The sequence below is a fragment of the Streptomyces sp. HUAS TT7 genome, from assembly GCF_051550175.1.
GTDB lineage: Bacteria > Actinomycetota > Actinomycetes > Streptomycetales > Streptomycetaceae > Streptomyces.
In genome coordinates, this window is record NZ_CP196175.1 from 5,972,939 (window position 1) to 5,995,139 (window position 22,201).

Consider the following 22,201-nt stretch of genomic DNA (forward strand, 5'->3'; position numbering starts at 1 on the left):
GGTCGACCCTGCCAGGGGCGCGGGGAACTGCGCGACCAGCCACGCACGGTCCGCAGCTGACAACCGTCCGCGCAGCGGGGGCCCGGGGGCAGCGCCCCCGGAACGGACCTCAGCTCACTCCCACCCCCGGAGGGTTTAGGGAAGGGGCGGGGAGGGGCCCCCGGGGTCTGGGGCGGGGCCCCAGGGCAGCCCGCCGCACCCTCCGAGGGGGCGGGGCTAGCCCGGGTCGCCGGGGCGGACCACTCCCGCCTCGTAGGCGAAGATCACCGCCTGGGCCCGGTCCCGGAGGTCGAGCTTGGCCAGAACCCGCCCGATGTGCGTCTTCACGGTCTGCTCCGCCAGCACCAGCCGCCCCGCGATCTCCTGGTTCGACAGCCCCCGGGCAATCAGTTCCAGCACCTCCGTCTCCCGCGGCGTGAGCCCGTTGAGACGCAACGCCGCCGCCCCCCGCCGCGGAGCCGGCCGCTGCGCCGCGAAGTCCGCGATGAGCCGCCGCGTCACGGAGGGGGCGAGGAGGGCCTCCCCGGCCGCCACGACCCGTACCGCCCCGATGAGGTCGGCCGGCGGCGCGTCCTTCAGCAGAAACCCCGACGCCCCCGCGCGCAGCGCCTCGTACACGTAGTCGTCGACGTCGAAGGTCGTCAGCATCAGCACCTTCGGCCGGTGGACGACCCCCACCGGCGGGTCCAGGATCTCGCGGGCCGCGGCGAGCCCGTCCATCTCGGGCATGCGGACGTCCATCAGGACCACGTCCGGGTGGGTGGAGCGGGCCACCTCGACCCCCTGGCGGCCGTCGGGCGCCTCGCCCACCACGTCGATGTCGGCCTGCGCCGAGAGCAGCGCGGCGAACCCCGCCCGCACCATGGCCTGGTCGTCGACGATGATCACGCGGATGGTCAACTGGCTTCCTTAGGAGGGGAGTTCGGAAACGGGCGGGGTGTCCAGGGGCAGCCGGGCCGCGACCCGGAAGCCGCCGTCCGGCAGCGGTCCCGTGTCCAGCGACCCGCCGGTCAACCGTACGCGTTCGCGCATGCCGACCAGCCCGTGCCCAGTACCGGAGGCCTCCAGCGGCGAAGTGCGGCCCGCCGCCGGGCCGTTGACGACGACCACGGTCAGATGCCGGTCGTCGCACGTGACGGAGATACGGGTCGCGGCGCCCGGCGCGTGCCGTACGACGTTGGCGAGCGCCTCCTGCACGATCCGGTACGCCGACAGGTCGACCGCGGGCGGCAGTGCCGGCAGGTCCGCGGCGAGGGAGAGCCTGGCCGGCAGTCCGGCCCGTACCGTCGCCTCGACGAGCTGCTGGAGGCGGTCCACGCCGGGCTGGGGTGCCCGCTCGCCGCCCTCCTCGCCGCTGCCGTCGCTGCGCAGCACCGCGAGCAGGCGCCGCATCTCGCTCAGCGACTCCCGGGCGCTGGACGCGATGGACTCGAACTCGCCGCGGGCCGCCTCGTCGAGCCCGGCCAGCCGGTACGGCGCCGAGTCGGCCTGCACGGTGATCACCGACATGTGGTGGGCCACCACGTCGTGCAGCTCGCGTGCGATCCGGGCGCGTTCCTCCAGGAGGGTGCGCCGGGCGCGCTCGCCCTCGCTGATCGTCTCCTGCTCGGCGAGCGCCCGCTCGGCCTCCTCCCGGCTGCGTACCGCGCCCGCGAAGGCCAGCATCACGCCCGTGAGCACGAAGAGCAGGACGTAGGTGCTGGTGGAGCCGCTCGGCGGGAAGATGCCGAGCGCGAGGCTGGCCGCGCCCGTCGTCAGCCACACCGCGACGAGCGTGCGGGTCGTCTCGCGCAGCCCGAGGCAGGCCATGAGGACCAGGTAGCCGACGATCACCGTGGGCGGCCACGGCCAGGGGCGGCCGGCCGTATCGGCGCCGTACAGCAGCAGCGCGCCCAGGATGTCGAAGGCGAGGACGATCCCCCAGGCCGCCATCGGCCGGGTCACGGCGAGCAGCAGCGGCACCGTCTGGGCCACCCCCAGGGCCCCGGCCCAGCCGCCGCCCAGCTTGTAGTCGCTGGCCAGCACGGTGATGGTGACGGGAAGCAGCACCACCACGAAGCAGCCGACGACGACGTACGGACTCCACCGCTGCCAGCGTCTGGGCGCCTGCGAGAACAGCGGCCGGGTGGCTTCGGCGGGCGGCCACACCAGGGCGAGCGCGCGGCGGGAGGCGGGTGCGATCTTCATGATCCGGCCAGCGTAGGCAGGATCGGCCCGGCCGCGCGTCATACCGGGGTGCCACCCGCACCCCGGACCTGGGTATCGGTCCCGCGGTCTACAGCTCCGCGAGGAGCTCCGCCTTCTTCGCGCTGAACTCGTCGTCCGTGACCAGGCCCGCCCGGTGCAGGTCGCCCAGGTGGCGGATCCTTTCCGCGATGTCCGCGGGGTCGCGCCGGCCCGCCGCGACGCGGACCGCCTGGTGCGGGACGGCGGGGCCGCCCCCGCCCCGTACGGCCGCCAGGACCGCCGCCGCGAACGGCAGGGACTCGTGCACCGGGCCGTAGCCGAGGCCGAAGACCACGGACGCCGGGTCGCGGTCGGCCTGGGCGGCGGATCCGTCGGCCTCGCGGCGCAGCAGGCGCAGATGGCCGTCGAAGACCTCGGGGGAGCGCCACTCGACACCGCTCAGCGCCGAGACCGGGAACGTCTGGTCGCCGGCCTTCCACTTCTCGGAGGACGCGCCCGTCCAGAACCAGCGGAAGGTGACCTGCCGGCCGTCGAAGGCGGCCTTGCCGTCGTACGCCTTGAAGTTCAGCGGGGCCTCGGGCGCCGCCACCAGATGGCGCTCAGCGGGTTCGCAGGCGTCCGGCGGCAGAGCGTCCCGCAGCTCGTCCGCGTAGTACTCGGCGAGCGTCTCGCGCTCGGCCGGAAGCACCAGGCGGTAGGGGTCGCAGGACTCCTTCAACTGGCCCGCCGCGGCATCCATCAGCGGGTCGGCGCCCGGTCTCGGCACCGCGTGCAGCACCACCGTGCCGCGTTTGCCCGGGGAGAGCGTCACCGACTCCAACGCCTCGTGGGGGATGCGTCGTTCGCGCAGCGCCTGGAACAGCTTCGGCGCGCGGATCCCCCGTTCGAAGCGGATGAGCACGGAGTCGGACTCGAACTCCCAGGTGGCATGAATTCCGGCCAGCACATCACCCATGCGCCTCATCGTAGGCGGCGCACGCCCGCGCGTCCCCCCTCGGAGAAAACCCCGTCGTCGCGCGAGCGCTCCGGCGATCACGCGGTGTCTACGCGTGTCAGCCCGTAGGTGTGTCCGTCAAGCCGCCGGCCGGTCGGGAATTCCGCTGCCGCACCCGGCGCCGCCGTCGGCGCAGCCGACCGTCCGGTACGCGCCAACTCCGATGGCGGCGAAGTTGGCGAGGCTCTTGGTGCCGGGCTCGAAATAGCCGGTGTGTCCGATGGCTCCGGCCGCCGACAGGACCCGCGCGCCGAAGGCCGCCGAGACCGGGTCGGCGCCGTGGCCGAGGCCCGCGACGTCCAGGTACGGCACGTCCTGGATCCAGTCGTCCTTGTCCCGCATCGCCCAGATCCGCGCCGAGGTGTCCAGCTGGGCGGCGTTGCGCACCCGCATGCCGGGGCTGCCGGCCACCGCGATGTCGTCGACCCGGGGCGGCAGCCGACGCGTCGAGACGCCGCACACCACCGAGCCGTAGCTGTGGCAGAACAGCTCGACCGAGGACTTCCCGGGCAGCGCGCCCACCATCGCGGACAGCCGTACCGCACCGTCCTCGGCCAGTTTGCCGATGGCCGCATCCATGCCGAGACCGGCCGGCGCGGTGTAGTCGGCCCAGGCGATCACGGCGGTCCGGGTGTCCGGCGCGGCCGCCCGCTCGGCCGCGTACAGCGACTGGGCCATGCCGACCGGGGCGGTGTTCTTCTTGTTGGTCTTCTCGAAGGTCAGGACGTCGGTGTCGACGCCGGGGACGATCACCGAGACGCGCTCCGCGTGGTCCAGGTCGCCGAAGACTTCCGCGACCCGTCCGGTGTCGGAGGGGTCGAAGGCGAGGATCTGGCGGCCGTCGTCGAGCAGCGAGTCGAACCGGTGCATCCGGCGGCCCGCGTCCTGGCGGCCGTCGGAGGAGAGCCTGGTGTCGACCATGCGTTTTTCCTCGACGGCGCGTGCCTCGGTGAGCGCGACACGGTTGGCCTCGTAGCGCAGCGGTACGGGGGCGCCGTTCAGGTTGCCCACGACCAGCGGGTACTGGTGGGCGAGCTTGCTCTGCCCGGTGGGGGGGAGCGAGCCGAAGAACTGCGCCAGCTGCTGGGCGGTGGCGTCCGCCTTGGGCAGCTTGTGGCCGTCTATCGTGCCCCGCGCCCAGGCGGCGAGGGCCTTGGCGCGGGGTTCGGAGTCGCCCGCGTGGCCGCGGATCGCCGTCCAGCCGGAGGTCGCGAGCATGACGAACACGACGGCGAGCGCGAGCAGCGCGCGCCAGGCGTTCAGTGTGGGGGAGGAGTCGAAGGAAGTCACTGCCGACCACAGTAGGAGACCCTGGAGGTCCACTGGGCTGACAGTGACTCAGATCACGTTTGAGCGGGGGGCGGTCTCACCAAGAGCGCGCGCGGGCGCACGCTCCGTACGTCCGAGGTGCGGTTCTGGCGTGTCGGCCGTCACCTTCCCGATGTGGTGCGGTGTGGTTCAGGCGCGCCAGTCGTCGGCCAGGGCGGGGCCGAGATGGTCCAGATGGCTCGCGGTCAGCTCCCGGAGCGCGGTCACGCTGGGGTCCTCGCCCTGCCCCCAGAGCCCGCCCGCCACCCGCATCACGCCGGTGAAGGCGGCCACGGCCACCCGGGGGCGCGGGTCGGCGTCGATGTCGAGGCCCTCGCGCTCGGCGATGAGCCGCGCGACCTGCTCCTCCACCTCCGCCGAGCGGCGCAGATGGACGGCGAGCAGCGCCGGGGTCGACTCGATCACCTGGTACGTCCGCATGTACAGGGTGACCGGCACGACGGGCGACAGGAGCTCCTCGATGGTGTCCCAGGCCGAGAGCGCGGCGCGCCGCATGGCGGTGAACGGGCCCTCCGCGGGCGGCCGTTGACGCAGTGCGTCCACGAAGTGCGACTCGATGGCGTCCTGGGCCGCGAAGACCACGGCCTCCTTGTTGGCGAAGTAGCGGAAGAAGGTGCGCTGCGAGACGTCGACCGCGTCCGCGATCTCGTCGACGGTCGTCTGCTCGTACCCCTTGGTGGTGAAGAGCTCCAGGGCCACCCGTAGCAGCGCGTCCCGGGTGCGCTGCTTCTTCAGCTCGCGCAGGCCGCCGCCCGGCGCCATGGGCCGCTGCTCCACCGTCACTTCGTGGTCCTCTTTCAGTCAATTTGGCGTGTTCAGTTTAGCTGTGAGCTACGTGACAGCTACCGACTTGTGAAATGGTTTGTCAACTGTCAGCGGCTGACATTAGCCTGGATCACATGACTAGTCAGACCACCGTCGAAAAGGCGCCACAGGACGAGATGCCGGCGCCGGTCAAGGGGCTGCGCGGCCACCCCTGGCTGACGCTCTTCGCCGTGGCCATCGGCGTGATGATGGTCGCGCTCGACGGCACCATCGTGGCGATCGCCAACCCGGCCATCCAGCACGACCTCGATGCCTCGCTGCAGGACGTCCAGTGGATCACCAACGGCTACATGCTGGCCCTGGCCGTCTCCCTGATCACCGCGGGCAAGCTCGGTGACCGGTTCGGCCACCGCCAGACCTTCCTCATCGGCGTCGTCGGCTTCGCCGCCGCGTCCGGGGCCATCGGCCTCTCCCACAGCGTCACCTTCGTCATCGCCTTCCGCGTCCTGCAGGGCCTGTTCGGCGCGCTCCTGATGCCGGCCGCGCTCGGCCTGCTGCGCGCCACCTTCCCGGCCGAGAAGCTGAACATGGCGATCGGCATCTGGGGCATGGTCATCGGCGCCTCCACCGCGGGCGGCCCGATCCTCGGTGGCGTACTCGTCGAGCACGTCAGCTGGCAGTCCGTCTTCTTCATCAACGTGCCGGTCGGCGCGATCGCCCTGGTCCTGGGCCTGCTGATCCTGCGCGACCACCGCGCGGAGAACGCGCCGAGGTCCTTCGACATCCTCGGCATCGTGCTCCTGTCCGTCGCGATGTTCTGCATGATCTGGGCGCTCATCAAGGGCTCGGAGTACGGCTGGGGCAGCGGCAGGACGCTCGGGTTCATCGCGGCCGCGGTGATCAGCTTCGTCCTCTTCGCCCTGTGGGAGACCAAGGTCAGGGAGCCGCTCATCCCGCTCGGCCTGTTCCGGTCCGTACCGCTGTCGGCGGGTACGGTCCTGATGATCCTGATGGCGTTCGCCTTCATGGGCGGCCTCTTCTTCGTCACCTTCTACCTGCAGAACGTGCACGGCATGTCGGCCGTCGACAGCGGGCTCCACCTGCTGCCGCTCACCGGCATGATGATCGTCGCCTCGCCTCTCGCGGGCGCCCTGATCACCAAGCTCGGCCCGCGTGTCCCGCTGGTCGGCGGCATGGTCTGCACCGCGGTCGCCATGTTCGGCATGTCCCGGCTGACCGTCGGCACGGGCACGGCCACCATGTCGATCTGGTTCGCGCTGCTCGGCCTCGGCCTCGCCCCGGTCATGGTCGGTGCCACCGAGGTCATCGTCGGCAACGCCCCCATCGAGCTGTCCGGTGTCGCGGGCGGTCTCCAGCAGGCCGGCATGCAGGTCGGCGGCTCGCTCGGCACCGCGGTGCTCGGCGCCGTGATGTCCTCGCAGATCAGCTCCAAGCTGCCGGAGAACTGGACGGCCGCCGGGCTCGGCAAGCTGGAGGGCGCGCCGCTGTCCCAGGCGTCCTCGGCCGTCTCGGTCGGCGCCGCGCCGGTCCCGCCGGGCACCAGGCCGGAGGTCGCCGCCAAGATCGCGGGCGTCGCGCACGACACGTTCGTGTCAGGCATGAGCAGCGCGTTCACGGTCGCCGGGATCGTCGCGGTCGTGGCCGCCGCGGTCGCCATGTTCACCAAGCGCGGTGAGAACGCGGAGGCGGGCGTGGGCGCGGGTCACATCTGATCCCGTCAACTCCGTTACGCGAAAGCCCCGTCGGACCCGGTCCGGCGGGGCTTTCACCTATCCGGATGATCTCGCCCCGCGGCCCCCGCAACCCGGAACCGCCCCCGTCCGCCCCGCGTTCCCATGATCCAACGGATCGAACCGACACGGGAGTTGACCTCATATGCGTACGACGACGACCACACTGGCCCTGCTCGCCGCGACCGCCTTCCTGCTGCCCACGTCCGCCCACGCCGCCTCGGAACCCCGCCTCGGGGACTGCGCGGCGGGCGAGCTCTGCCTCTGGAGCAAGGCGGGCTTCAAGGGCGCGCGGCAGGTGTACGACCTGGCGCACATCGACATGGAGAGCTGCACCCCGCTGCCGCCGGGCACCGACGCCCAGTCCCTCGCCAACCGCATGGGACGGCCGGTCACGACCTACCAGTCCGCCGAGTGCGCGGAGACGGGCGAGTTCGACACGCACCCGGGCGCCGGGACCTGGATGCCCCAAGTCCCTTATCGCGTGCGGGCGTTCAAGGTGTGGGAGAGCTGAGGCGCGGTACCCGCTCCCTTGAGCCCGAGCCGACCGACCTCAGGGAGTGAGGATGGCGGGCTTCGGACATACGCGTACACGCAGGACCCCCCGGCCACGGAACCGGATGCGGCCCCGGACCGGGCCGGACCGTGCGACGCTCGGCATCGTCGGACTGGTCTGCGCGGTGGCGGGATTCGTCGTCCTCGGCATCGTCCTGGGACCGGTGGCGATCCTCTGCGGCCGGCTGGCCATGGGCCGCCGCTGGAACGGCTCCCGCTCCACGCCGGCCCTGGTGGCCCTGGTCCTGGGCGCCATGGACACCTTGCTGGCCATCATCTGGCCGGCAGGTGCGGCAAGCATGGGCAACGGCATCTTCTGACCGTGCCGTGAACGGCCGGAAGGGGCGGGTTCCCACCAGGGAACCCGCCCCCTCCACTTGTCTGTTCGGGGCCACCTGCTCAGGGGCGCGGGGCTGTGACATTTTGCGGCTCCGCCGCGTGGGCGCGCCCGCACGGGGTCACCTACCAGGGGCGCGGGGAACTGCGCGACCAGCCACGGACAACCGGTACCGAACACCCAACAGGCGGAAGCGATGGGGCCCGGGGGAGAAACCCCGCAGCACCCATCACACCCCGCGGTACAAGGCTCAGCGGAGCCTACGCGTCGCCCCCAGCCGCACCGGGGTCGGCCGCGGCCACGTCCAACAACCGGTACCGGTCAATCGCCTGCTTGAGCGCAGACCGGTCGACCTTCCCCTCCCGGGCCAGCTCCGTGAGGACAGCCAGCACGATCGACTGCGCGTCGATGTGGAAGAAGCGGCGAGCCGCACCCCGCGTGTCCGCGAAGCCGAAGCCGTCCGCGCCGAGCGACTGGTACGTGCCCGGCACCCAGCGCGCGATCTGGTCCGGAACGGCTCGCATCCAGTCGGAAACGGCCACGAACGGACCCTGCGCGCCCTGGAGCTTCTGCGTGACATAGGGGACGCGCTGCTCCTCCCCGGGGTGCAGGAGATTGTGCTCCTCCACCTCGACGGCGTCGCGGCGCAGCTCGTTCCAGGAGGTCGCCGACCAGACGTCCGCCCGTACGTTCCACTCCTCGGCGAGGATCCGCTGCGCCTCGACGGCCCACGGCACGGCCACGCCGGACGCCAGGATCTGGGCCGGGACGGCGCCCGAAGTCCCCGCGCTGTAGCGGTGGATGCCCTTGAGGATGCCGTCCACGTCGACGTCCGCCGGCTCGGCCGGGTGCTGGATCGGCTCGTTGTAGACGGTGAGGTAGTAGAAGACGTCCTCGCTGTCCGGGCCGTACATGCGGCGCAGACCGTCCTGGACGATGTGCGCGATCTCGTAGCCGAAGGCCGGGTCGTAGGCGACACAGCCCGGGTTGGTCGAGGCGAGCAACTGCGAGTGGCCGTCCGCGTGTTGCAGACCCTCACCCGTCAGAGTCGTACGTCCCGCGGTCGCACCCAGCACGAATCCGCGCGCCAACTGGTCGGCCATCTGCCAGAACTGGTCGCCGGTGCGCTGGAAACCGAACATCGAGTAGAAGACGTACACCGGGATGAGCGGCTCGCCGTGCGTGGCGTACGCCGAGCCCGCCGCGATCAGCGAGGCCGTGCAGCCGGCCTCGGAGATGCCGTCGTGCAGCATCTGCCCGGTCGGCGACTCCTTGTAGGCGAGCAGCAGTTCGCGGTCGACCGCCTCGTACTGCTGGCCCAGCGGGTTGTAGATCTTGGCGCTCGGGAAGAACGCGTCCATGCCGAAGGTGCGGTACTCGTCGGGCGCGATCAGTACGAAGCGCCTGCCGATCTCCTTGTCCCGCATCAGGTCCTTCAGGATGCGGACGAACGCCATCGTGGTGGCGATCGACTGCTGGCCCGAGCCCTTCTTGGCGACCGCGTACGTCTTGTCCTCGGGGAGGTTCAGCGGCTTCGCACGCACCACACGGGTCGGCACATAGCCGCCGAGCCCGAGCCGGCGGTCGTGCATGTACTGGATCTCCTCGGACTTGCGTCCGGGGTGGTAGTACGGCGGCGCGCCGGACTCCAGCTCGGCGTCCGTGATCGGGATGTGCAGCCGGTCCCGGAAGCCCTTGAGGTCGTCGACCGTCAGCTTCTTCATCTGGTGGGTCGCGTTGCGGCCCTCGAAGTTCGGGCCCAGCGTCCAGCCCTTGACGGTGTGCGCCAGGATCACGGTCGGCTGGCCCTTGTGCGCCTTGGCCGCCGAGAACGCCGCGAAGATCTTCTTGTGGTCGTGGCCGCCGCGCCCCAGGTGCAGGATCTGCTGGTCGGTCATGTTCTCGACCATGGCGCGCAGCCGCTGGTCGTCACCGAAGAAGTGGTCCCGGATGTACCCGCCGGTCTCGGTGGCGTACGTCTGGAACTGGCCGTCCGGCGTGGTGTTCATCTTGTTGACCAGGATGCCGTCGCGGTCCTGTGCGAGCAGCGGGTCCCAACTGCGGTCCCAGATCAGCTTGATGACGTTCCAGCCGGCGCCGCGGAACTGCGACTCCAGCTCCTGGATGATCTTGCCGTTGCCGCGTACCGGCCCGTCCAGGCGCTGGAGGTTGCAGTTGACGACGAAGGTCAGGTTGTCCAGGTTCTCGCGGGCCGCGATGGACAGCTGGCCGAGCGACTCGGGCTCATCCATCTCGCCGTCGCCGAGGAACGCCCACACATGCGACTTCGAGGTGTCGGCGATGCCGCGCGCCTGCATGTAGCGGTTCATCCGCGCCTGGTAGATCGCGCCGAGCGGGCCGAGACCCATCGAGACGGTCGGGAACTCCCAGAAGTCCGGCATGAGCCGCGGGTGCGGATACGACGAAAGCCCGTACGGGGCCTTCGACTTCTCCTGGCGGAACGCGTCGAGCTGCTGCTCGCTGAGGCGGTCGAGCAGGAAGGCGCGGGCGTAGATTCCGGGGGACGCGTGGCCCTGGAAGAAGATCTGGTCGCCGCCGTCGCCCTCGTCCTTGCCCCGGAAGAAGTGGTTGAAGCCCACGTCGTACAGGGAGGCGGAGGAGGCGAACGTGGCGATGTGGCCGCCGACGCCGATGCCCGGGCGCTGCGCCCTGGACACCATCACGGCCGCGTTCCAGCGCGTCGCGTTGAGGACCTTGCGCTCGATCTCCTCGTTGCCGGGGAAGAACGGCTCGTCCTTGGTGGCGATCGTGTTGACGTAGTCCGAGCTGCGCATCTCGGGCACGGCCACGCGCTTCTCGCGCGCCCGCTCGATCAGCCGGAGCATCAGATAGCGGGCCCGTTCGCGGCCGCGCTCGTCGACGGCGGCGTCCAGGGAGTCGAGCCACTCCTGGGTCTCTTCGGGATCGAAGTCCGGGACCTGGCTCGGCAGGCCGCCAATGATGATCGGGTTGCGATCGGATCCGGAAGCCACGCTGTTCCTTCACTGTCGGGGGATGCGGAAGACAGCCAATTCTGCGCCGCATCCCATCGTGTACCGCTGGGGCGCAAACGTCATCTCTACCGAGAGGTAACCGTCACCGGAGCAGGAAGTAGGCTCAGGGCCTGGACGGGTCGGGCCAAATCGCAACCTTACGCTCAACCCGGCCAACCGTTCCCGAAGGGTGTTCGGGCCCGATTGGAGTACCCAAAGGAACAGAACGGCGTAAACAGCCACCAATGGTGTGGGATGAATCACCGACGGGGATGCGGATGTCCCTGAACACCGCCACACTGACCCCCAAAGGGCGGGTTCGGAGGCCGGGTACTTGCGAGATTCGTCCCGCCCGTGTGGACTACGCCCCATGCCACGCGTATGCGCGCGGCTGCAGAACTTACCGAATCAAGATCAGGAGGCAAGCCGTGAGCGCGACCGCGGACCACGCGGAGGAGCGGACCAACCCGGCCGGAAGGCTGGGGTTCGAGCCCGGACAGGTGGTCCAGGAGATCGGTTACGACGACGACGTCGACCAGGATCTCCGCGAGGGCATTGAGTCCCTGATTGGCCAGGATCTCGTCGATGAGGACTATGACGACGTCGCCGACGTCGTCGTGCTGTGGTTCCGTGACGAGGACGGCGACCTAACGGACGCCCTGGTGGACGCCATCGGCCTCCTGGAGGACGGCGGCACGATCTGGCTGCTGAGCCCGAAGACCGGCCGGGACGGATACGTCGAGCCCAGCGACATCAACGACGCCGCGCAGACCGCCGGCCTGTCGCCGGCCAAGAGCGTCAGCGTCGGCAAGGACTGGTCGGGCACCCGCCTGAAGTCCGGCAAGCGCTGATCCACCCTCACGCCCCACAGGGCCCCCTCAGGCGTCAGCCTGAGGGGGCCCTGTGATTAGGGGGTGCGTAGGGTGGGGTTTCACCGATACGGCCCATTGAAGGGAAGGCGTTTCCATGGCTATCGAGGTCGGCACCAAGGCCCCGGAGTTCGAGCTCAAGGACAACCACGGCCGGACCGTGAAGCTCAGCGACTTCCGCGGCGAGAAGAACGTGGTGCTGCTCTTCTACCCGTTCGCCTTCACCGGCGTGTGCACGGGCGAGCTGTGCGAACTGCGCGACAACCTGCCGAAGTTCGTCAACGACGACACCCAGCTGCTCGCCGTCTCCAACGACTCCATCCACACCCTGCGCGTCTTCGCCGAGCAGGAGGGCCTGGAGTACCCGCTGGTCTCCGACTTCTGGCCGCACGGCGAGGTCAGCCGCGCCTACGGCGTCTTCGACGAGGACAAGGGGTGCGCGGTGCGCGGCACCTTCATCATCGACAAGGAGGGTGTGGTCCGCTGGACCGTCGTCAACGCCCTGCCGGACGCCCGCGACCTGAACGAGTACCTCAAAGCGCTCGACACCATCTGACCCGGCACGTGCCCGGTCCCGCCCGTCCGACACCGGATGATCGTTCGGTCGAATCGTCTGTTTGAGCCGGGAACCGGTCACTAGGATCCATTCGTTGATCCGATGCCAACGCACGACGGGGACGCTGTCCAAGCCGGCCCCTCACACCATTGGGAGGACTCGTGGGAGTCAGCCTCAGCAAGGGCGGCAACGTCTCGCTGACCAAGGCCGCCCCCAACCTGACCGCGGTCATCGTCGGTCTGGGCTGGGACGCACGCACCACCACCGGGGGTGACTTCGACCTGGACGCCAGCGCCCTGCTGACCAACGACCAGGGCAAGGTCACCAACGATGCGAACTTCGTGTTCTTCAACAACCTCAAGAGCCCCGACGGCTCCGTCGAGCACCAGGGTGACAACCTCACCGGTGAGGGCGAGGGCGACGACGAGGTCATCAAGGTGAACCTGGCCGGGGTCCCGGCCGACGTCAACAAGATCGTCTTCCCGGTCTCGATCTACGAGGCCGAGAGCCGCCAGCAGTCCTTCGGCCAGGTGCGCAACGCCTACATCCGCGTCGTGAACCAGGCGGACAACAGCGAGCTCGCCCGGTACGACCTGAGCGAGGACGCCTCGACGGAGACCGCGATGGTCTTCGGCGAGCTGTACCGCAACGGCGCGGAGTGGAAGTTCCGCGCCATCGGCCAGGGCTACGCCTCGGGCCTGCGCGGCATCGCGCAGGACTTCGGCGTCAACGTCTGAGCCGAAACCGCTCGTGTGTCCGGCGCCGCACCCCTTGTGGTGCGGCGCCGGACGCGCTCACCACCTGTTCCACTTCTCGGGGAGGACACGAACATGGGCGTCACGCTCGCCAAGGGAGGCAATGTCTCCCTCTCCAAGGCCGCACCGAACCTCACCCAGGTGCTCGTCGGTCTCGGCTGGGACGCACGCTCCACCACCGGAGCCGACTTCGACCTCGACGCCAGCGCTCTGCTGTGCGCGAGCGGGCGGGTGCTCGGCGACGAGTACTTCGTCTTCTACAACAACCTCAAGAGCCCCGAGGGCTCGGTCGAGCACACCGGCGACAACCTGACCGGTGAGGGCGAGGGCGACGACGAGTCGCTCATCGTCGACCTGACGAAGGTGCCCGCCGCCTGCGACAAAATCGTCTTCCCGGTCTCGATCCACGACGCGGACAACCGCGGCCAGACCTTCGGCCAGGTCGCCAACGCCTTCATCCGCGTCGTCAACCAGGCCGACGGCCAGGAGCTCGCCCGCTACGACCTGAGCGAGGACGCCTCCACGGAGACCGCGATGATCTTCGGCGAGCTGTACCGGTACGGCGGCGAGTGGAAGTTCCGTGCAGTTGGTCAGGGGTACGCATCGGGTCTGCGGGGCATCGCTCTAGACTTCGGGGTCAACGTCTCCTAAAGAGATCGCCCGGTTGCCTTCAAGTCGTGCGCCGTCCGGGGCGGTCCCTGTAAGGGGCCCGGGGCCCGCCCCCGGGAGACAGCAGCGTAAAGCCGTGCGCGGTGCGGGGGGAGACCCGCTCTTCGTCGGGTCGGCCCGCTCTACACGATGGGGAAGTCAGTGCTTCTGAAAACCTTCGGCTGGTCGTTCGCGATCACCGCGATCGGCCTGGCCCTGGCCGTGCTCTACGACGGGTGGACCGCCTTCGGGGTGGTGGCCATCCTGGCGGTCCTGGAAATCTCGCTGTCCTTCGACAACGCGGTGATCAACGCCGGAATCCTGAAGAAGATGAATGCCTTCTGGCAGAAGATCTTCCTCACGGTCGGCGTTCTCATCGCCGTCTTCGGCATGCGCCTGGTCTTCCCCGTCGTCATCGTCTCGATCAGCGCCAAGATCGGCCCGTTCGACGCGGTCGACCTGGCGCTGAACGACGCCGACCGCTACCAGCAGCTGGTGACGGACGCGCACCCGTCGATCGCCGCCTTCGGTGGCATGTTCCTGCTGATGATCTTCCTCGACTTCATCTTCGAGGACCGCGACATCAAGTGGCTCGCCTGGCTGGAGCGCCCGCTTGCCAAGCTCGGCAAGATCGACATGCTGTCGGTCTGCATCGCCATGATCGCCCTGCTCATCGCCTCCATGACGGTCGCCACCCAGGCCCACCAGCACGGCGGCGCGCACGTCGACAAGGCGCAGACCGTGCTGATCTCCGGCATCGCCGGCCTGATCACGTACCTCGTCGTGGGCGGGCTCTCCGGCTACTTCGAGAACCGTCTCGAAGAGGACGAGGAGCGTGAGCAGGAGGCGGAGGAAGAGGCCGAGCGCACCGGCAGCAAGGTTTCTGCGGTCGTCATGGCCGGCAAGGCCGCGTTCTTCATGTTCCTCTACCTGGAGGTCCTGGACGCGTCGTTCTCCTTCGACGGCGTCATCGGCGCCTTCGCCATCACCAACGACATCGTCCTGATGGCGCTCGGCCTCGGCATCGGCGCGATGTACGTCCGGTCGCTCACCGTCTACCTGGTCCGCCAGGGCACCCTCGACGACTACGTCTACCTGGAGCACGGCGCGCACTACGCGATCGGTGCGCTGGCCGTGATCCTCCTGGTCACCATCCAGTACGAGATCCAGGAGGTCATCACCGGTTCCGTCGGCGTACTCCTGATCGTCTGGTCCTTCTGGTCCTCCGTGCGCCGCAACCGGCGCCTCGCGGCGGACGGCGGCGAGGATTCCAACGAACGGGCCGAAGTCGGCTCCGGGGTGTGACCCCGGTGCTTCCGGAGCGCACGCCCTCGGGCGTGTGATCCGCCTTCGAATGAGGAACGCTCTCTGCGGGGCGGTCACGAGGCCTCGGCCTCGCCGGCCGCCCCGCAGAGCTTTGCGTGCGGGGACAGTTCACGGACCTATGGGGTGGGGGCAATGGCGTTCTGGGACGGCCTGTGGCGGGGCAGGGCCTCACAGTTCGACTCGGGCAGCGCGGCGACCAACACGATCGAGCTGACCCGACGGCACAACACGGTCTCGCTCGGGAAGCAGGGCGCCAACACCGGCAGCCTGCGGGTCAACCTGTCCTGGCGGATGCGTACCTCGGACTTCGGGGGCAAGCCCGACCAGAGCGGGCGGCTGCTGCGCCACCCGCTGAAGTTCTTCAAGCCGGAGATGGTCCAGGGCCACACCCAGTCCATGGTCAACGTCGACCTCGACCTGGGCTGCCTGTACGAACTCCAGGACGGCAGCAAGGGCGTCGTCCAGCCGCTGGGGAACTTCTTCGGCGCCACCAACAAGGCGCCCTACGTGGAGTGCAGCGGCGACGACCGCTTCGGCTCGGCCTCCGGCGAGACGATCTTCGTCAATCTGGACCACCGCGCCGAGATAAAGCGCCTGCTCGTCTTCGTCTACATCTACGACCAGACCCCGGCCTTCGACCGCACCCACGCCAAGGTGACGCTCTACCCGAGCAACGGCCCGCGCATCGAGATCGAGCTCGACGAGCGCGCCCCCGAGGCCCGCTCCTGCGCCGTGGTCTCCATCGAGAACATCAAGGGCGACATGGTGGTGCGGCGCGAGGTGAAGTTCGTGTACGGCTTCCAGGCCGAGCTGGACCGCCTGTACGGCTGGGGCCTGCAATGGGGCCGGGGCTACAAGACCAAGGCCTGAGCCGCGGCCGGCGGCGGCCTACGGGCGGATGAACTGCGGCCCCATGGGCGGCAGTACGAACGTGGGGTCGGGCGCGGGCGCCGCGGGCTGGGGGTAGCCGTACGCGGGCTGCGGCGAGGCCGGCTGCGGATAGCCGTAGGACGGCTGCGCGAGGGGCGGCCGGGCGGGAGGTGCGGGATGCGGATAGCCGTAGGAGGGCTCGGCCGCGTGCTGCGGCAGCGGCTGGGGCACGGACGGCGCACTGGGCGCACTCCGCGCGCTGTCGCTGCCCTCGCCGTCGTCCACGGAGATGCCGTACTCGGTGGCGAGGCCGACCAGGCCGGTCGGGTACCCCTGGCCCACCGCGCGGAACTTCCAGCCGTCGCCGCGGCGGTACAGCTCGCCGCAGATGATCGCGGTCTCCTCGCCGGTCTCCGGCTTCACGTCGAACAGGGCGACCGGATCGGCCCCCGAAACCGCCGCGTCGAACAGCAGGATCCGCAGATCGCGGACGGCACGGAAGGTCGCGCCGTCCGACGACGCGGTGATCAGCACCCGGTCGACGGAGCGGTCGAGGGCGGCCAGATCGGCCTCGACCGTGTCGGTGAGGCCTTCCGCGACACGCTTCTTGGGGAGCCGGCGCACCAGGCCCGAGGGGTGGCGCGGCTGGTTGTAGAAGACGAAGTCCTCGTCCGAGCGCACCCGGCCGTCGGCGGCGAGCAGCAGCGCCGAGGCGTCCACGTCCGGGACGTCGGCGCCGGGCGACCAGCGGAGCACGGCCCGTACGGCCGGGGCCTCCAGCGGGACGTTCGATCCCTTCAGCATCGCGTGCGTCATGCCCGTCATCCTGCCTTCCCGCGGCCCTCGCGGACAACGCGGGGCCCGGCCGGGTACGTCCCGCGGCGTACTCGCCGCGTGTGCACGGGCCGAATGATGCAGACGAGTTACCTGGATTTCATGCACTTGGGGAACTCTTGACACGTGTTCCTACGTACTATTACCGGCCACCCAAATTCTCGGCCGTCCGGCAGTACGGGGGATGTATATGCGGCATTTCGGGCACGTCCCGCCGGCTGCGCGGAAGAACCTCTTCCATCGTGAGCCCTGCGAGTTCACCGCGGGCTCGTCCGCACGCGTGCTGTCGGCCGCCCTCGGCGCCACCCTGTACAGCCCGGCGACCAGGCCCACTCTCGCCGACGACGTCCTGAAGCAGGCCGCCCGCGGTGTCGTGTCCATGGTGCTCTGCCTGGAGGACTCGATCGACGACGCCGAGGTGGTGGCCGCCGAGGCCAATCTGGTCCGCCAGTTCGCCGATCTCGACGCCCGCGGCGAGGAGGTCCCGCTGCTCTTCGTGCGGGTCCGCGAGCCCCTCCAGATACCGGACCTGGTGCAACGCCTCGGCGACTCCGCGCGCCTGCTCTGCGGCTTCGTCCTGCCGAAGTTCACCGAGGAGCGCGGCATCGACTTCCTGGAGGCGCTCACCGGCGCCGAGTCCGCGAGCGGCCGCCGCCTCTTCGCCATGCCCGTGCTCGAATCGCCCCAGCTGCTCCACCTGGAGACCCGGGCCGAAACCCTGGCCGGAATCGCGCGCACGGTGGAGAAGTACCGCGAGCGCATCCTCGCGCTGCGCCTCGGCGTCACCGACTTCTGCTCCACCTACGGTCTGCGCCGCTCGCCCGACATGACGGCGTACGACGTGCAGATCGTGGCCGGAGTCATCGCGGACGTGGTGAACGTGCTGGGCCGGGCCGACGGCAGCGGCTTCACCATCACCGGGCCCGTGTGGGAGTACTTCCGCGTCCAGGAGCGGATGTTCAAGCCCCAGCTGCGCCGCAGCCCCTTCCTCGAAGGCCGCGTCGAGGAGCTGCGCACCGCGCTGATCGAGCACGATCTGGACGGGCTGCTCCGCGAGATCGAGCTCGACCGGGCCAACGGCCTGCTCGGCAAGACCTGCATCCACCCCTCGCACGTGGTGCCCGTCCACGCCCTGTCCGTGGTCAGCCACGAGGAGTTCAGCGACGCCCAGGACATCCTGCGGCCCGAGCGGGGCGGCGGCGGGGTGCTGCGCTCGGCGTACACGAACAAGATGAACGAGGTGAAGCCGCACCGGGCCTGGGCCGAGCGCACCCTCCTTCGGGCCGAGGTGTTCGGCGTCGCCGCCGAGGACGTCGGCTTCGTGGACCTGCTGGCGGCCGGCCTGGCCGGCTGACGTACGCATCACCGGCACGAACGACGAGTACGAACGATCAGTGCGAACCAACAGAGAGACACAGCAACGTGGTTGAGTGGTCGGGAACATGGGTCGCCGAGCGGCTCGGAGTCGAGCTCGTCGGGGACGAGGACCTGAGCGGCCTGCTCGGGCTCGCCCTGCGCCGCAACCCGAAGCGCGCCCATCTCCTTGTCTCGAACGTGCTGGGCAAGCACGTGCCGCAGAGCCCCTCCGTGGTGTGGCGTACGGGGTACGAACTCGGCCTGCGCGTACGGGAGTTGCTCGGCGTGGAGGCGGCCGCGCGGGCCGTGGTGCTCGGGTACGCCGAGACCGCGACGGGCCTCGGGCACTCGGTCGCGGACGGCCTCGCCCTCGCCCCCTGCCTCCACTCGACCCGCCGCCCGGTCGACGGCGTGGCGACGGCGGGCGGCTTCGAGGAGTCCCACTCCCACGCCACCTCCCACCTCCTGCTGCCCGAGGACCCCCGACTCCTCGCAGGACAGGGCCCGTTGGTCCTGGTCGACGACGAGTTCTCGACCGGCAACACGGTCCTGAACACCATCCGCGACCTGCACGCGCGCCATCCGCGCGACCACTATGTGATCGTCGCGCTGGTCGACATGCGCTCCCCGGAGGACCGCGACCGCCTCACCGCCTTCGCGGCGGAGACAGGCGCCCGTGTCGACCTGATCGCCTCGGCGTCGGGGACGGTGCGGCTGCCGGAGGGGGTGCTGGAGAAGGGGCGGGCGCTGGTCGAGGAGTTCGAATCGGCCAGGTCCGAGCCGGAGGTGGAAGCACCGCTTCGGGAGAGCGGTGCTCACCGGTCGATGTCGTATGCCCGCCGTGTCGACCTCGGATGGCCCGCGGGCCTTCCCGACGGCGGGCGGCACGGATTCACCCCGGCCCACCGGAGCGAGCTGGAGGCGGCCCTGCCGGAGATGGCGGCCCGGCTGGCCGGCGCGGTGAGCGCAGGGACCCCCGACAGGCCCCGCGTCCTCGTCCTCGGCTTCGAGGAGTTGATGTACGCGCCGCTCCGCCTCGCCGTCGCCCTCGAAGAGCTCGGCCACGCCGAGGTGCGCTACTCCACCACCACCCGCTCGCCCGTGCTCGCCGTGGACGATCCCGGGTACGCCATACGCACCCGCCTCGCCTTCCCCGCGCACGACGACCCGGCCGACGGGCCCGGCGAGCGGTACGCGTACAACGTCGCGGGCAACGGCTTCGACGCGGTCATAGCCGTCGTCGACTCGGCCGCCGACACTCCCCAACTGCACGCTCCCGACGGCCTGTTGGCCCAGCTCGCCGCCCACATACCGCACGTCGTGCTCGCCGTGCTGCCCTCGTACGTACCCGAAGGTGCCCCCATGCCCGAGCCGCTGCCCGAACCCCTCAGGGGGCCCGCCTTCTCCTCCTACGCGCCCGACGAGGTCGGCTGGCTGCTCAAGGACCTGTCCGGGGTCGAGCTCGAAGCGCCCACCGAGGAGCGCGAGGAGGCCATCCAGAGCGGCGGCGCGCACTACGCGGAGTCGCTGCCGGTCGAGTACCAGCCGAGCCCGCAGTACCAGGAGCTGTTCCGCGCCGCGCTCGACACCTCGGCGCACCGGATCGCGCAGGCCGTCGGGGTGGTCGCCGAGACCGTCCTGGCCGAGCGGTCCCCCCGCCCGGTGCTGGTCTCGCTGGCCCGCGCCGGTACGCCGGTCGGCGTCCTGATGCGCCGCTGGGCCCGGCACCGCCACGGCCTCGACCTGCCGCACTACGCGGTGTCCATCGTGCGCGGCCGGGGCATCGACCCGAACGCGCTGCGCTGGCTGGCCGCCCACCACGACCCGGCCGACGTCGTGTTCGTCGACGGCTGGACGGGCAAGGGCGCCATCACCCGCGAACTGGCCGCGGCCATCCGGGAGTTCCCCGAGTTCGAGGGCTTCGACCCGGAGATCGCGGTGCTCGCCGACCCCGGGTCCTGTGTGCGGACGTACGGCACCCGCGAGGACTTCCTGATCCCGTCGGCCTGCCTCAACTCGACCGTGTCCGGGCTGATCTCGCGCACCGTCCTACGCCAGGACCTCATCGGTCCCAGTGACTTCCACGGCGCCAAGTTCTACCGCGAGCTGGCCGGAGCCGACGTCTCGGGCGGCTTCCTCGACGCCGTCGCCGCCCGCTTCGACGAGGTCGCGGCCGACGTGGACCGCGAGGCCAAGGCCCTGTGGGACGCGGACCGCACGCCGAGCTGGGAGGGCTGGGCGGCCGTCGAGCGGATCAGCGAGGAGTACGGCATCCACGACGTCAACCTGGTCAAGCCCGGCGTCGGTGAGACCACCCGGGTGCTGCTCCGCCGGGTCCCGTGGAAGATCCTCGCCGGGCGGGGCGCCGGGGCCGACCTCGACCATGTGAGGCTGCTCGCCGAACAGCGGGGCGTGCCCGTCGAGGAGGTGGACGGCCTGCCGTACAGCTGCGTCGGCCTGATCCACCCCCAGTACACGCGGGGCGCCACCGGCGCCGACGGCAAGGCGGTGGCGGCCAAGTGAGCACCCCCGTGACGCTGGTCGCCAGCGACCTCGACCGCACCCTGATCTACTCGGCGGCCGCCCTCGCCCTCACTATGCCCGACCATCGGGCGCCACGCCTGCTCTGCGTCGAGGTCCACGAGCACAAGCCCCTCTCGTACGTCACCGAACGCGCGGCGCAGTTGCTCGCCGAGCTGAAGTCGGCCACCGTGTTCGTGCCCACCACGACCCGCACCCGCAAGCAGTACCAGCGCATCCAACTCCCGGGCCCCGCCTCGGAGTTCGCGATCTGCGCCAATGGCGGGCACCTGCTCGTGAACGGCGTGTCCGACCCGGACTGGGCGCGCGAGGTGACCGGCCGCATCGCCGCCGAGTGCGCCTCCCTGGACGAGGTGCGGGCCCATCTGCGGACCGTCGCCGACCCGGGCTGGCTCCGCAAGGAGCGGGTCGCCGAGGACCTCTTCGCGTATCTCGTCGTCGAGCGGGAGCTGCTGCCCGAGGAGTGGGTCAAGGAGCTCGCCGCCTGGGCCGAGCCGCGCGGCTGGACGGTCTCGCTCCAGGGCCGCAAGATCTACGCGGTGCCGAAGCCGCTCACCAAGAGCGCGGCGGTCCGCGAGGTCGCCCGCCGCACCGGGGCCGAACTCACCCTGGCCGCAGGGGACTCGCTCCTCGACGCCGACCTGCTGCTCGCCGCCGACCAGGGCTGGCGCCCGGGCCACGGAGAGCTCGCCGAGGCCGGCTGGCAGGGCCCGCGCACCGAGGCCCTGACCGAGTGCGGGGTGCTCGCGGGCGAGGAGGTCCTGCGCCGCTTCCTCGGCGCCCGGGATTGGGTACGGTCGCCGCATGACCAAGGGAAACAGCACCAAAATCACTGACGAGTTGTACGCGTACATGCTGGCCCACAACCCGCCCCTGGACGCGGTGCAGCGTGGGCTCGTGGAGACGACGTACGAGCGCCTCCCGGACGTCGCGGGCATGCAGTCGGCCGAGGAGCAGGGCCCGCTCCTCGCCTTCCTGGTACGTCTGGTGAACGCCCGCCACGTCGTCGAGGTGGGCACCTTCACCGGCTTCTCGGCGCTGGCCATGGCGCAGGCGCTCCCGGCCGACGGGAAGCTGATCGCCTGCGACGTCTCCGAGGAGTGGACGGCGTACGGCAGGGAGGCCTGGGCGAAGGCGGGCGTCGCCGACCGCATCGAACTGCGGATCGCGCCGGCCCTCGACACCCTGCGGGCGATGCCGGCCGAGCCGCACATCGACTTCGCGTACCTGGACGCGGACAAGGGCAACTACATCGCGTACTGGGAGGAGTTGGTGCCGCGGCTGCGTCCGGGCGGGGTCATCGCCGCGGACAACGTGCTGTTCCACGGACGGGTCCTGGACCCGGAGGCGACGGGGGCGGCCGCGGCGATCCGCGCGTTCAACGAGCATGTCGCCGCGGACGAGCGGATGGACAGCGTGATGCTGACCGTGGCGGACGGTCTGACCCTGTCGCGGCGGAGGTAGCTCCGCGGGGCGGGGGCCTGTTCGTCTGCGGCCGGTTGTGGCTGATCGCTCCCACCCGGGGGAGCCGCACA

Annotated in this window: 20 protein-coding genes; 13 read left to right on the plus strand and 7 right to left on the minus strand. The window is 70.4% G+C overall.

The window, feature by feature from the left end; translation table 11 throughout:
* Positions 1-216: 216 nt before the first annotated feature.
* The 5 genes from ACSHXC_RS26865 to ACSHXC_RS26885 form a co-directional block, all read right to left on the minus strand.
* Positions 217-900 (minus strand): response regulator, encoded by a 684-nt coding sequence (locus ACSHXC_RS26865; protein WP_438294050.1) that lies wholly within the window; start codon positions 898-900, stop codon positions 217-219.
* 9 nt (positions 901-909) lie between these two features.
* The gene (locus ACSHXC_RS26870; RefSeq protein WP_438294051.1) at positions 910-2,187 is read right to left on the minus strand and encodes a sensor histidine kinase; all 1,278 of its coding nucleotides are present in this window, start codon (positions 2,185-2,187) and stop codon (positions 910-912) included.
* A gap of 88 nt (positions 2,188-2,275) precedes the next feature.
* Positions 2,276-3,142, minus strand: coding sequence for a DUF4429 domain-containing protein (locus ACSHXC_RS26875; RefSeq protein WP_438294052.1), 867 nt, complete (start codon positions 3,140-3,142; stop codon positions 2,276-2,278).
* A 117-nt stretch (positions 3,143-3,259) separates the two neighbouring features.
* Positions 3,260-4,471, minus strand: coding sequence for an alpha/beta hydrolase (locus ACSHXC_RS26880; RefSeq protein ID WP_438294053.1), 1,212 nt, complete (start codon positions 4,469-4,471; stop codon positions 3,260-3,262).
* A 168-nt stretch (positions 4,472-4,639) separates the two neighbouring features.
* The gene (locus tag ACSHXC_RS26885; protein ID WP_438296850.1) at positions 4,640-5,272 is read right to left on the minus strand and encodes a TetR family transcriptional regulator; all 633 of its coding nucleotides are present in this window, start codon (positions 5,270-5,272) and stop codon (positions 4,640-4,642) included.
* Positions 5,273-5,409: 137 nt separating this feature from the next.
* Here ACSHXC_RS26885 and ACSHXC_RS26890 point away from each other — a divergent pair, with 137 nt between their 5' ends.
* The 3 genes from ACSHXC_RS26890 to ACSHXC_RS26900 all read left to right on the plus strand — a co-directional run bounded on the left by ACSHXC_RS26890 (position 5,410) and on the right by ACSHXC_RS26900 (position 7,901).
* Positions 5,410-7,008, plus strand: a complete 1,599-nt coding sequence (locus ACSHXC_RS26890; protein ID WP_438294054.1) for an MFS transporter — start codon at positions 5,410-5,412, stop codon at positions 7,006-7,008.
* Between the two features lie 163 nt (positions 7,009-7,171).
* Positions 7,172-7,540 (plus strand): peptidase inhibitor family I36 protein, encoded by a 369-nt coding sequence (locus ACSHXC_RS26895; protein WP_438294055.1) that lies wholly within the window; start codon positions 7,172-7,174, stop codon positions 7,538-7,540.
* Positions 7,541-7,592: 52 nt separating this feature from the next.
* Positions 7,593-7,901, plus strand: coding sequence for a small hydrophobic protein (locus ACSHXC_RS26900; protein ID WP_438294056.1), 309 nt, complete (start codon positions 7,593-7,595; stop codon positions 7,899-7,901).
* A gap of 277 nt (positions 7,902-8,178) precedes the next feature.
* Here the strand turns inward: ACSHXC_RS26900 and aceE are convergent, their stop codons facing one another.
* The gene (gene aceE, locus ACSHXC_RS26905) at positions 8,179-10,911 is read right to left on the minus strand and encodes a pyruvate dehydrogenase (acetyl-transferring), homodimeric type (protein ID WP_438294057.1); all 2,733 of its coding nucleotides are present in this window, start codon (positions 10,909-10,911) and stop codon (positions 8,179-8,181) included.
* A gap of 428 nt (positions 10,912-11,339) precedes the next feature.
* Between aceE and ACSHXC_RS26910 the strand changes: the two genes are divergently transcribed.
* From ACSHXC_RS26910 to ACSHXC_RS26935, 6 genes are all read left to right on the plus strand, one after another.
* Entirely contained in the window at positions 11,340-11,762 is a 423-nt protein-coding gene (locus tag ACSHXC_RS26910) for a DUF3052 domain-containing protein (RefSeq protein WP_399492421.1), read from the plus strand.
* 115 nt (positions 11,763-11,877) lie between these two features.
* Positions 11,878-12,336 (plus strand): peroxiredoxin, encoded by a 459-nt coding sequence (locus ACSHXC_RS26915; protein ID WP_114035478.1) that lies wholly within the window; start codon positions 11,878-11,880, stop codon positions 12,334-12,336.
* Positions 12,337-12,497: 161 nt separating this feature from the next.
* On the plus strand, positions 12,498-13,073 hold the full coding sequence (locus tag ACSHXC_RS26920; RefSeq protein WP_189960861.1) for a TerD family protein: 576 nt from the start codon (positions 12,498-12,500) through the stop codon (positions 13,071-13,073).
* Between the two features lie 93 nt (positions 13,074-13,166).
* Positions 13,167-13,742, plus strand: coding sequence for a TerD family protein (locus ACSHXC_RS26925; protein WP_189960862.1), 576 nt, complete (start codon positions 13,167-13,169; stop codon positions 13,740-13,742).
* Positions 13,743-13,901: 159 nt separating this feature from the next.
* Complete coding sequence (locus ACSHXC_RS26930) at positions 13,902-15,044, plus strand: DUF475 domain-containing protein (protein WP_438294058.1); 1,143 nt, start codon at positions 13,902-13,904, stop codon at positions 15,042-15,044.
* A gap of 153 nt (positions 15,045-15,197) precedes the next feature.
* Positions 15,198-15,935, plus strand: coding sequence for a TerD family protein (locus ACSHXC_RS26935; RefSeq protein WP_438294059.1), 738 nt, complete (start codon positions 15,198-15,200; stop codon positions 15,933-15,935).
* Positions 15,936-15,953: 18 nt separating this feature from the next.
* On the opposite strand, the gene ACSHXC_RS26940 is transcribed toward ACSHXC_RS26935, so the two are convergent.
* A complete protein-coding gene (locus tag ACSHXC_RS26940; RefSeq protein WP_438294060.1) occupies positions 15,954-16,751 on the minus strand; it encodes a TerD family protein in 798 nt (265 codons plus the stop codon).
* A gap of 208 nt (positions 16,752-16,959) precedes the next feature.
* Between ACSHXC_RS26940 and ACSHXC_RS26945 the strand changes: the two genes are divergently transcribed.
* The 4 genes from ACSHXC_RS26945 to ACSHXC_RS26960 all read left to right on the plus strand — a co-directional run bounded on the left by ACSHXC_RS26945 (position 16,960) and on the right by ACSHXC_RS26960 (position 22,130).
* The gene (locus ACSHXC_RS26945; RefSeq protein ID WP_438296852.1) at positions 16,960-18,123 is read left to right on the plus strand and encodes an HpcH/HpaI aldolase/citrate lyase family protein; all 1,164 of its coding nucleotides are present in this window, start codon (positions 16,960-16,962) and stop codon (positions 18,121-18,123) included.
* A 68-nt stretch (positions 18,124-18,191) separates the two neighbouring features.
* Positions 18,192-20,648 (plus strand): phosphoribosyltransferase, encoded by a 2,457-nt coding sequence (locus tag ACSHXC_RS26950; protein WP_438294061.1) that lies wholly within the window; start codon positions 18,192-18,194, stop codon positions 20,646-20,648.
* Positions 20,645-21,502, plus strand: a complete 858-nt coding sequence (locus tag ACSHXC_RS26955) for an HAD family hydrolase (protein WP_438294062.1) — start codon at positions 20,645-20,647, stop codon at positions 21,500-21,502. Before ACSHXC_RS26950 ends, ACSHXC_RS26955 begins: the two co-directional genes overlap by 4 nt.
* A complete protein-coding gene (locus tag ACSHXC_RS26960) occupies positions 21,471-22,130 on the plus strand; it encodes an O-methyltransferase (protein ID WP_438294063.1) in 660 nt (219 codons plus the stop codon). Before ACSHXC_RS26955 ends, ACSHXC_RS26960 begins: the two co-directional genes overlap by 32 nt.
* Positions 22,131-22,201 lie beyond the last annotated feature (71 nt).

Excerpts from the sequence above, each read along its gene's own strand:
- ACSHXC_RS26870 (WP_438294051.1), bottom strand. The coding sequence starts at position 2,187 with ATGAAGATCGCACCCGCCTCCCGCCGCGCGCTCGCCCTGGTGTGGCCG.
- ACSHXC_RS26875 (WP_438294052.1), bottom strand. The coding sequence starts at position 3,142 with ATGGGTGATGTGCTGGCCGGAATTCATGCCACCTGGGAGTTCGAGTCC.
- ACSHXC_RS26885 (WP_438296850.1), bottom strand. The coding sequence starts at position 5,272 with ATGGCGCCGGGCGGCGGCCTGCGCGAGCTGAAGAAGCAGCGCACCCGG.
- ACSHXC_RS26890 (WP_438294054.1), top strand. The coding sequence starts at position 5,410 with ATGACTAGTCAGACCACCGTCGAAAAGGCGCCACAGGACGAGATGCCG.
- ACSHXC_RS26895 (WP_438294055.1), top strand. The coding sequence starts at position 7,172 with ATGCGTACGACGACGACCACACTGGCCCTGCTCGCCGCGACCGCCTTC.
- ACSHXC_RS26900 (WP_438294056.1), top strand. The coding sequence starts at position 7,593 with ATGGCGGGCTTCGGACATACGCGTACACGCAGGACCCCCCGGCCACGG.
- ACSHXC_RS26915 (WP_114035478.1), top strand. The coding sequence starts at position 11,878 with ATGGCTATCGAGGTCGGCACCAAGGCCCCGGAGTTCGAGCTCAAGGAC.
- ACSHXC_RS26925 (WP_189960862.1), top strand. The coding sequence starts at position 13,167 with ATGGGCGTCACGCTCGCCAAGGGAGGCAATGTCTCCCTCTCCAAGGCC.
- ACSHXC_RS26935 (WP_438294059.1), top strand. The coding sequence starts at position 15,198 with ATGGCGTTCTGGGACGGCCTGTGGCGGGGCAGGGCCTCACAGTTCGAC.
- ACSHXC_RS26940 (WP_438294060.1), bottom strand. The coding sequence starts at position 16,751 with ATGACGCACGCGATGCTGAAGGGATCGAACGTCCCGCTGGAGGCCCCG.
- ACSHXC_RS26945 (WP_438296852.1), top strand. The coding sequence starts at position 16,960 with ATGCGGCATTTCGGGCACGTCCCGCCGGCTGCGCGGAAGAACCTCTTC.
- ACSHXC_RS26960 (WP_438294063.1), top strand. The coding sequence starts at position 21,471 with ATGACCAAGGGAAACAGCACCAAAATCACTGACGAGTTGTACGCGTAC.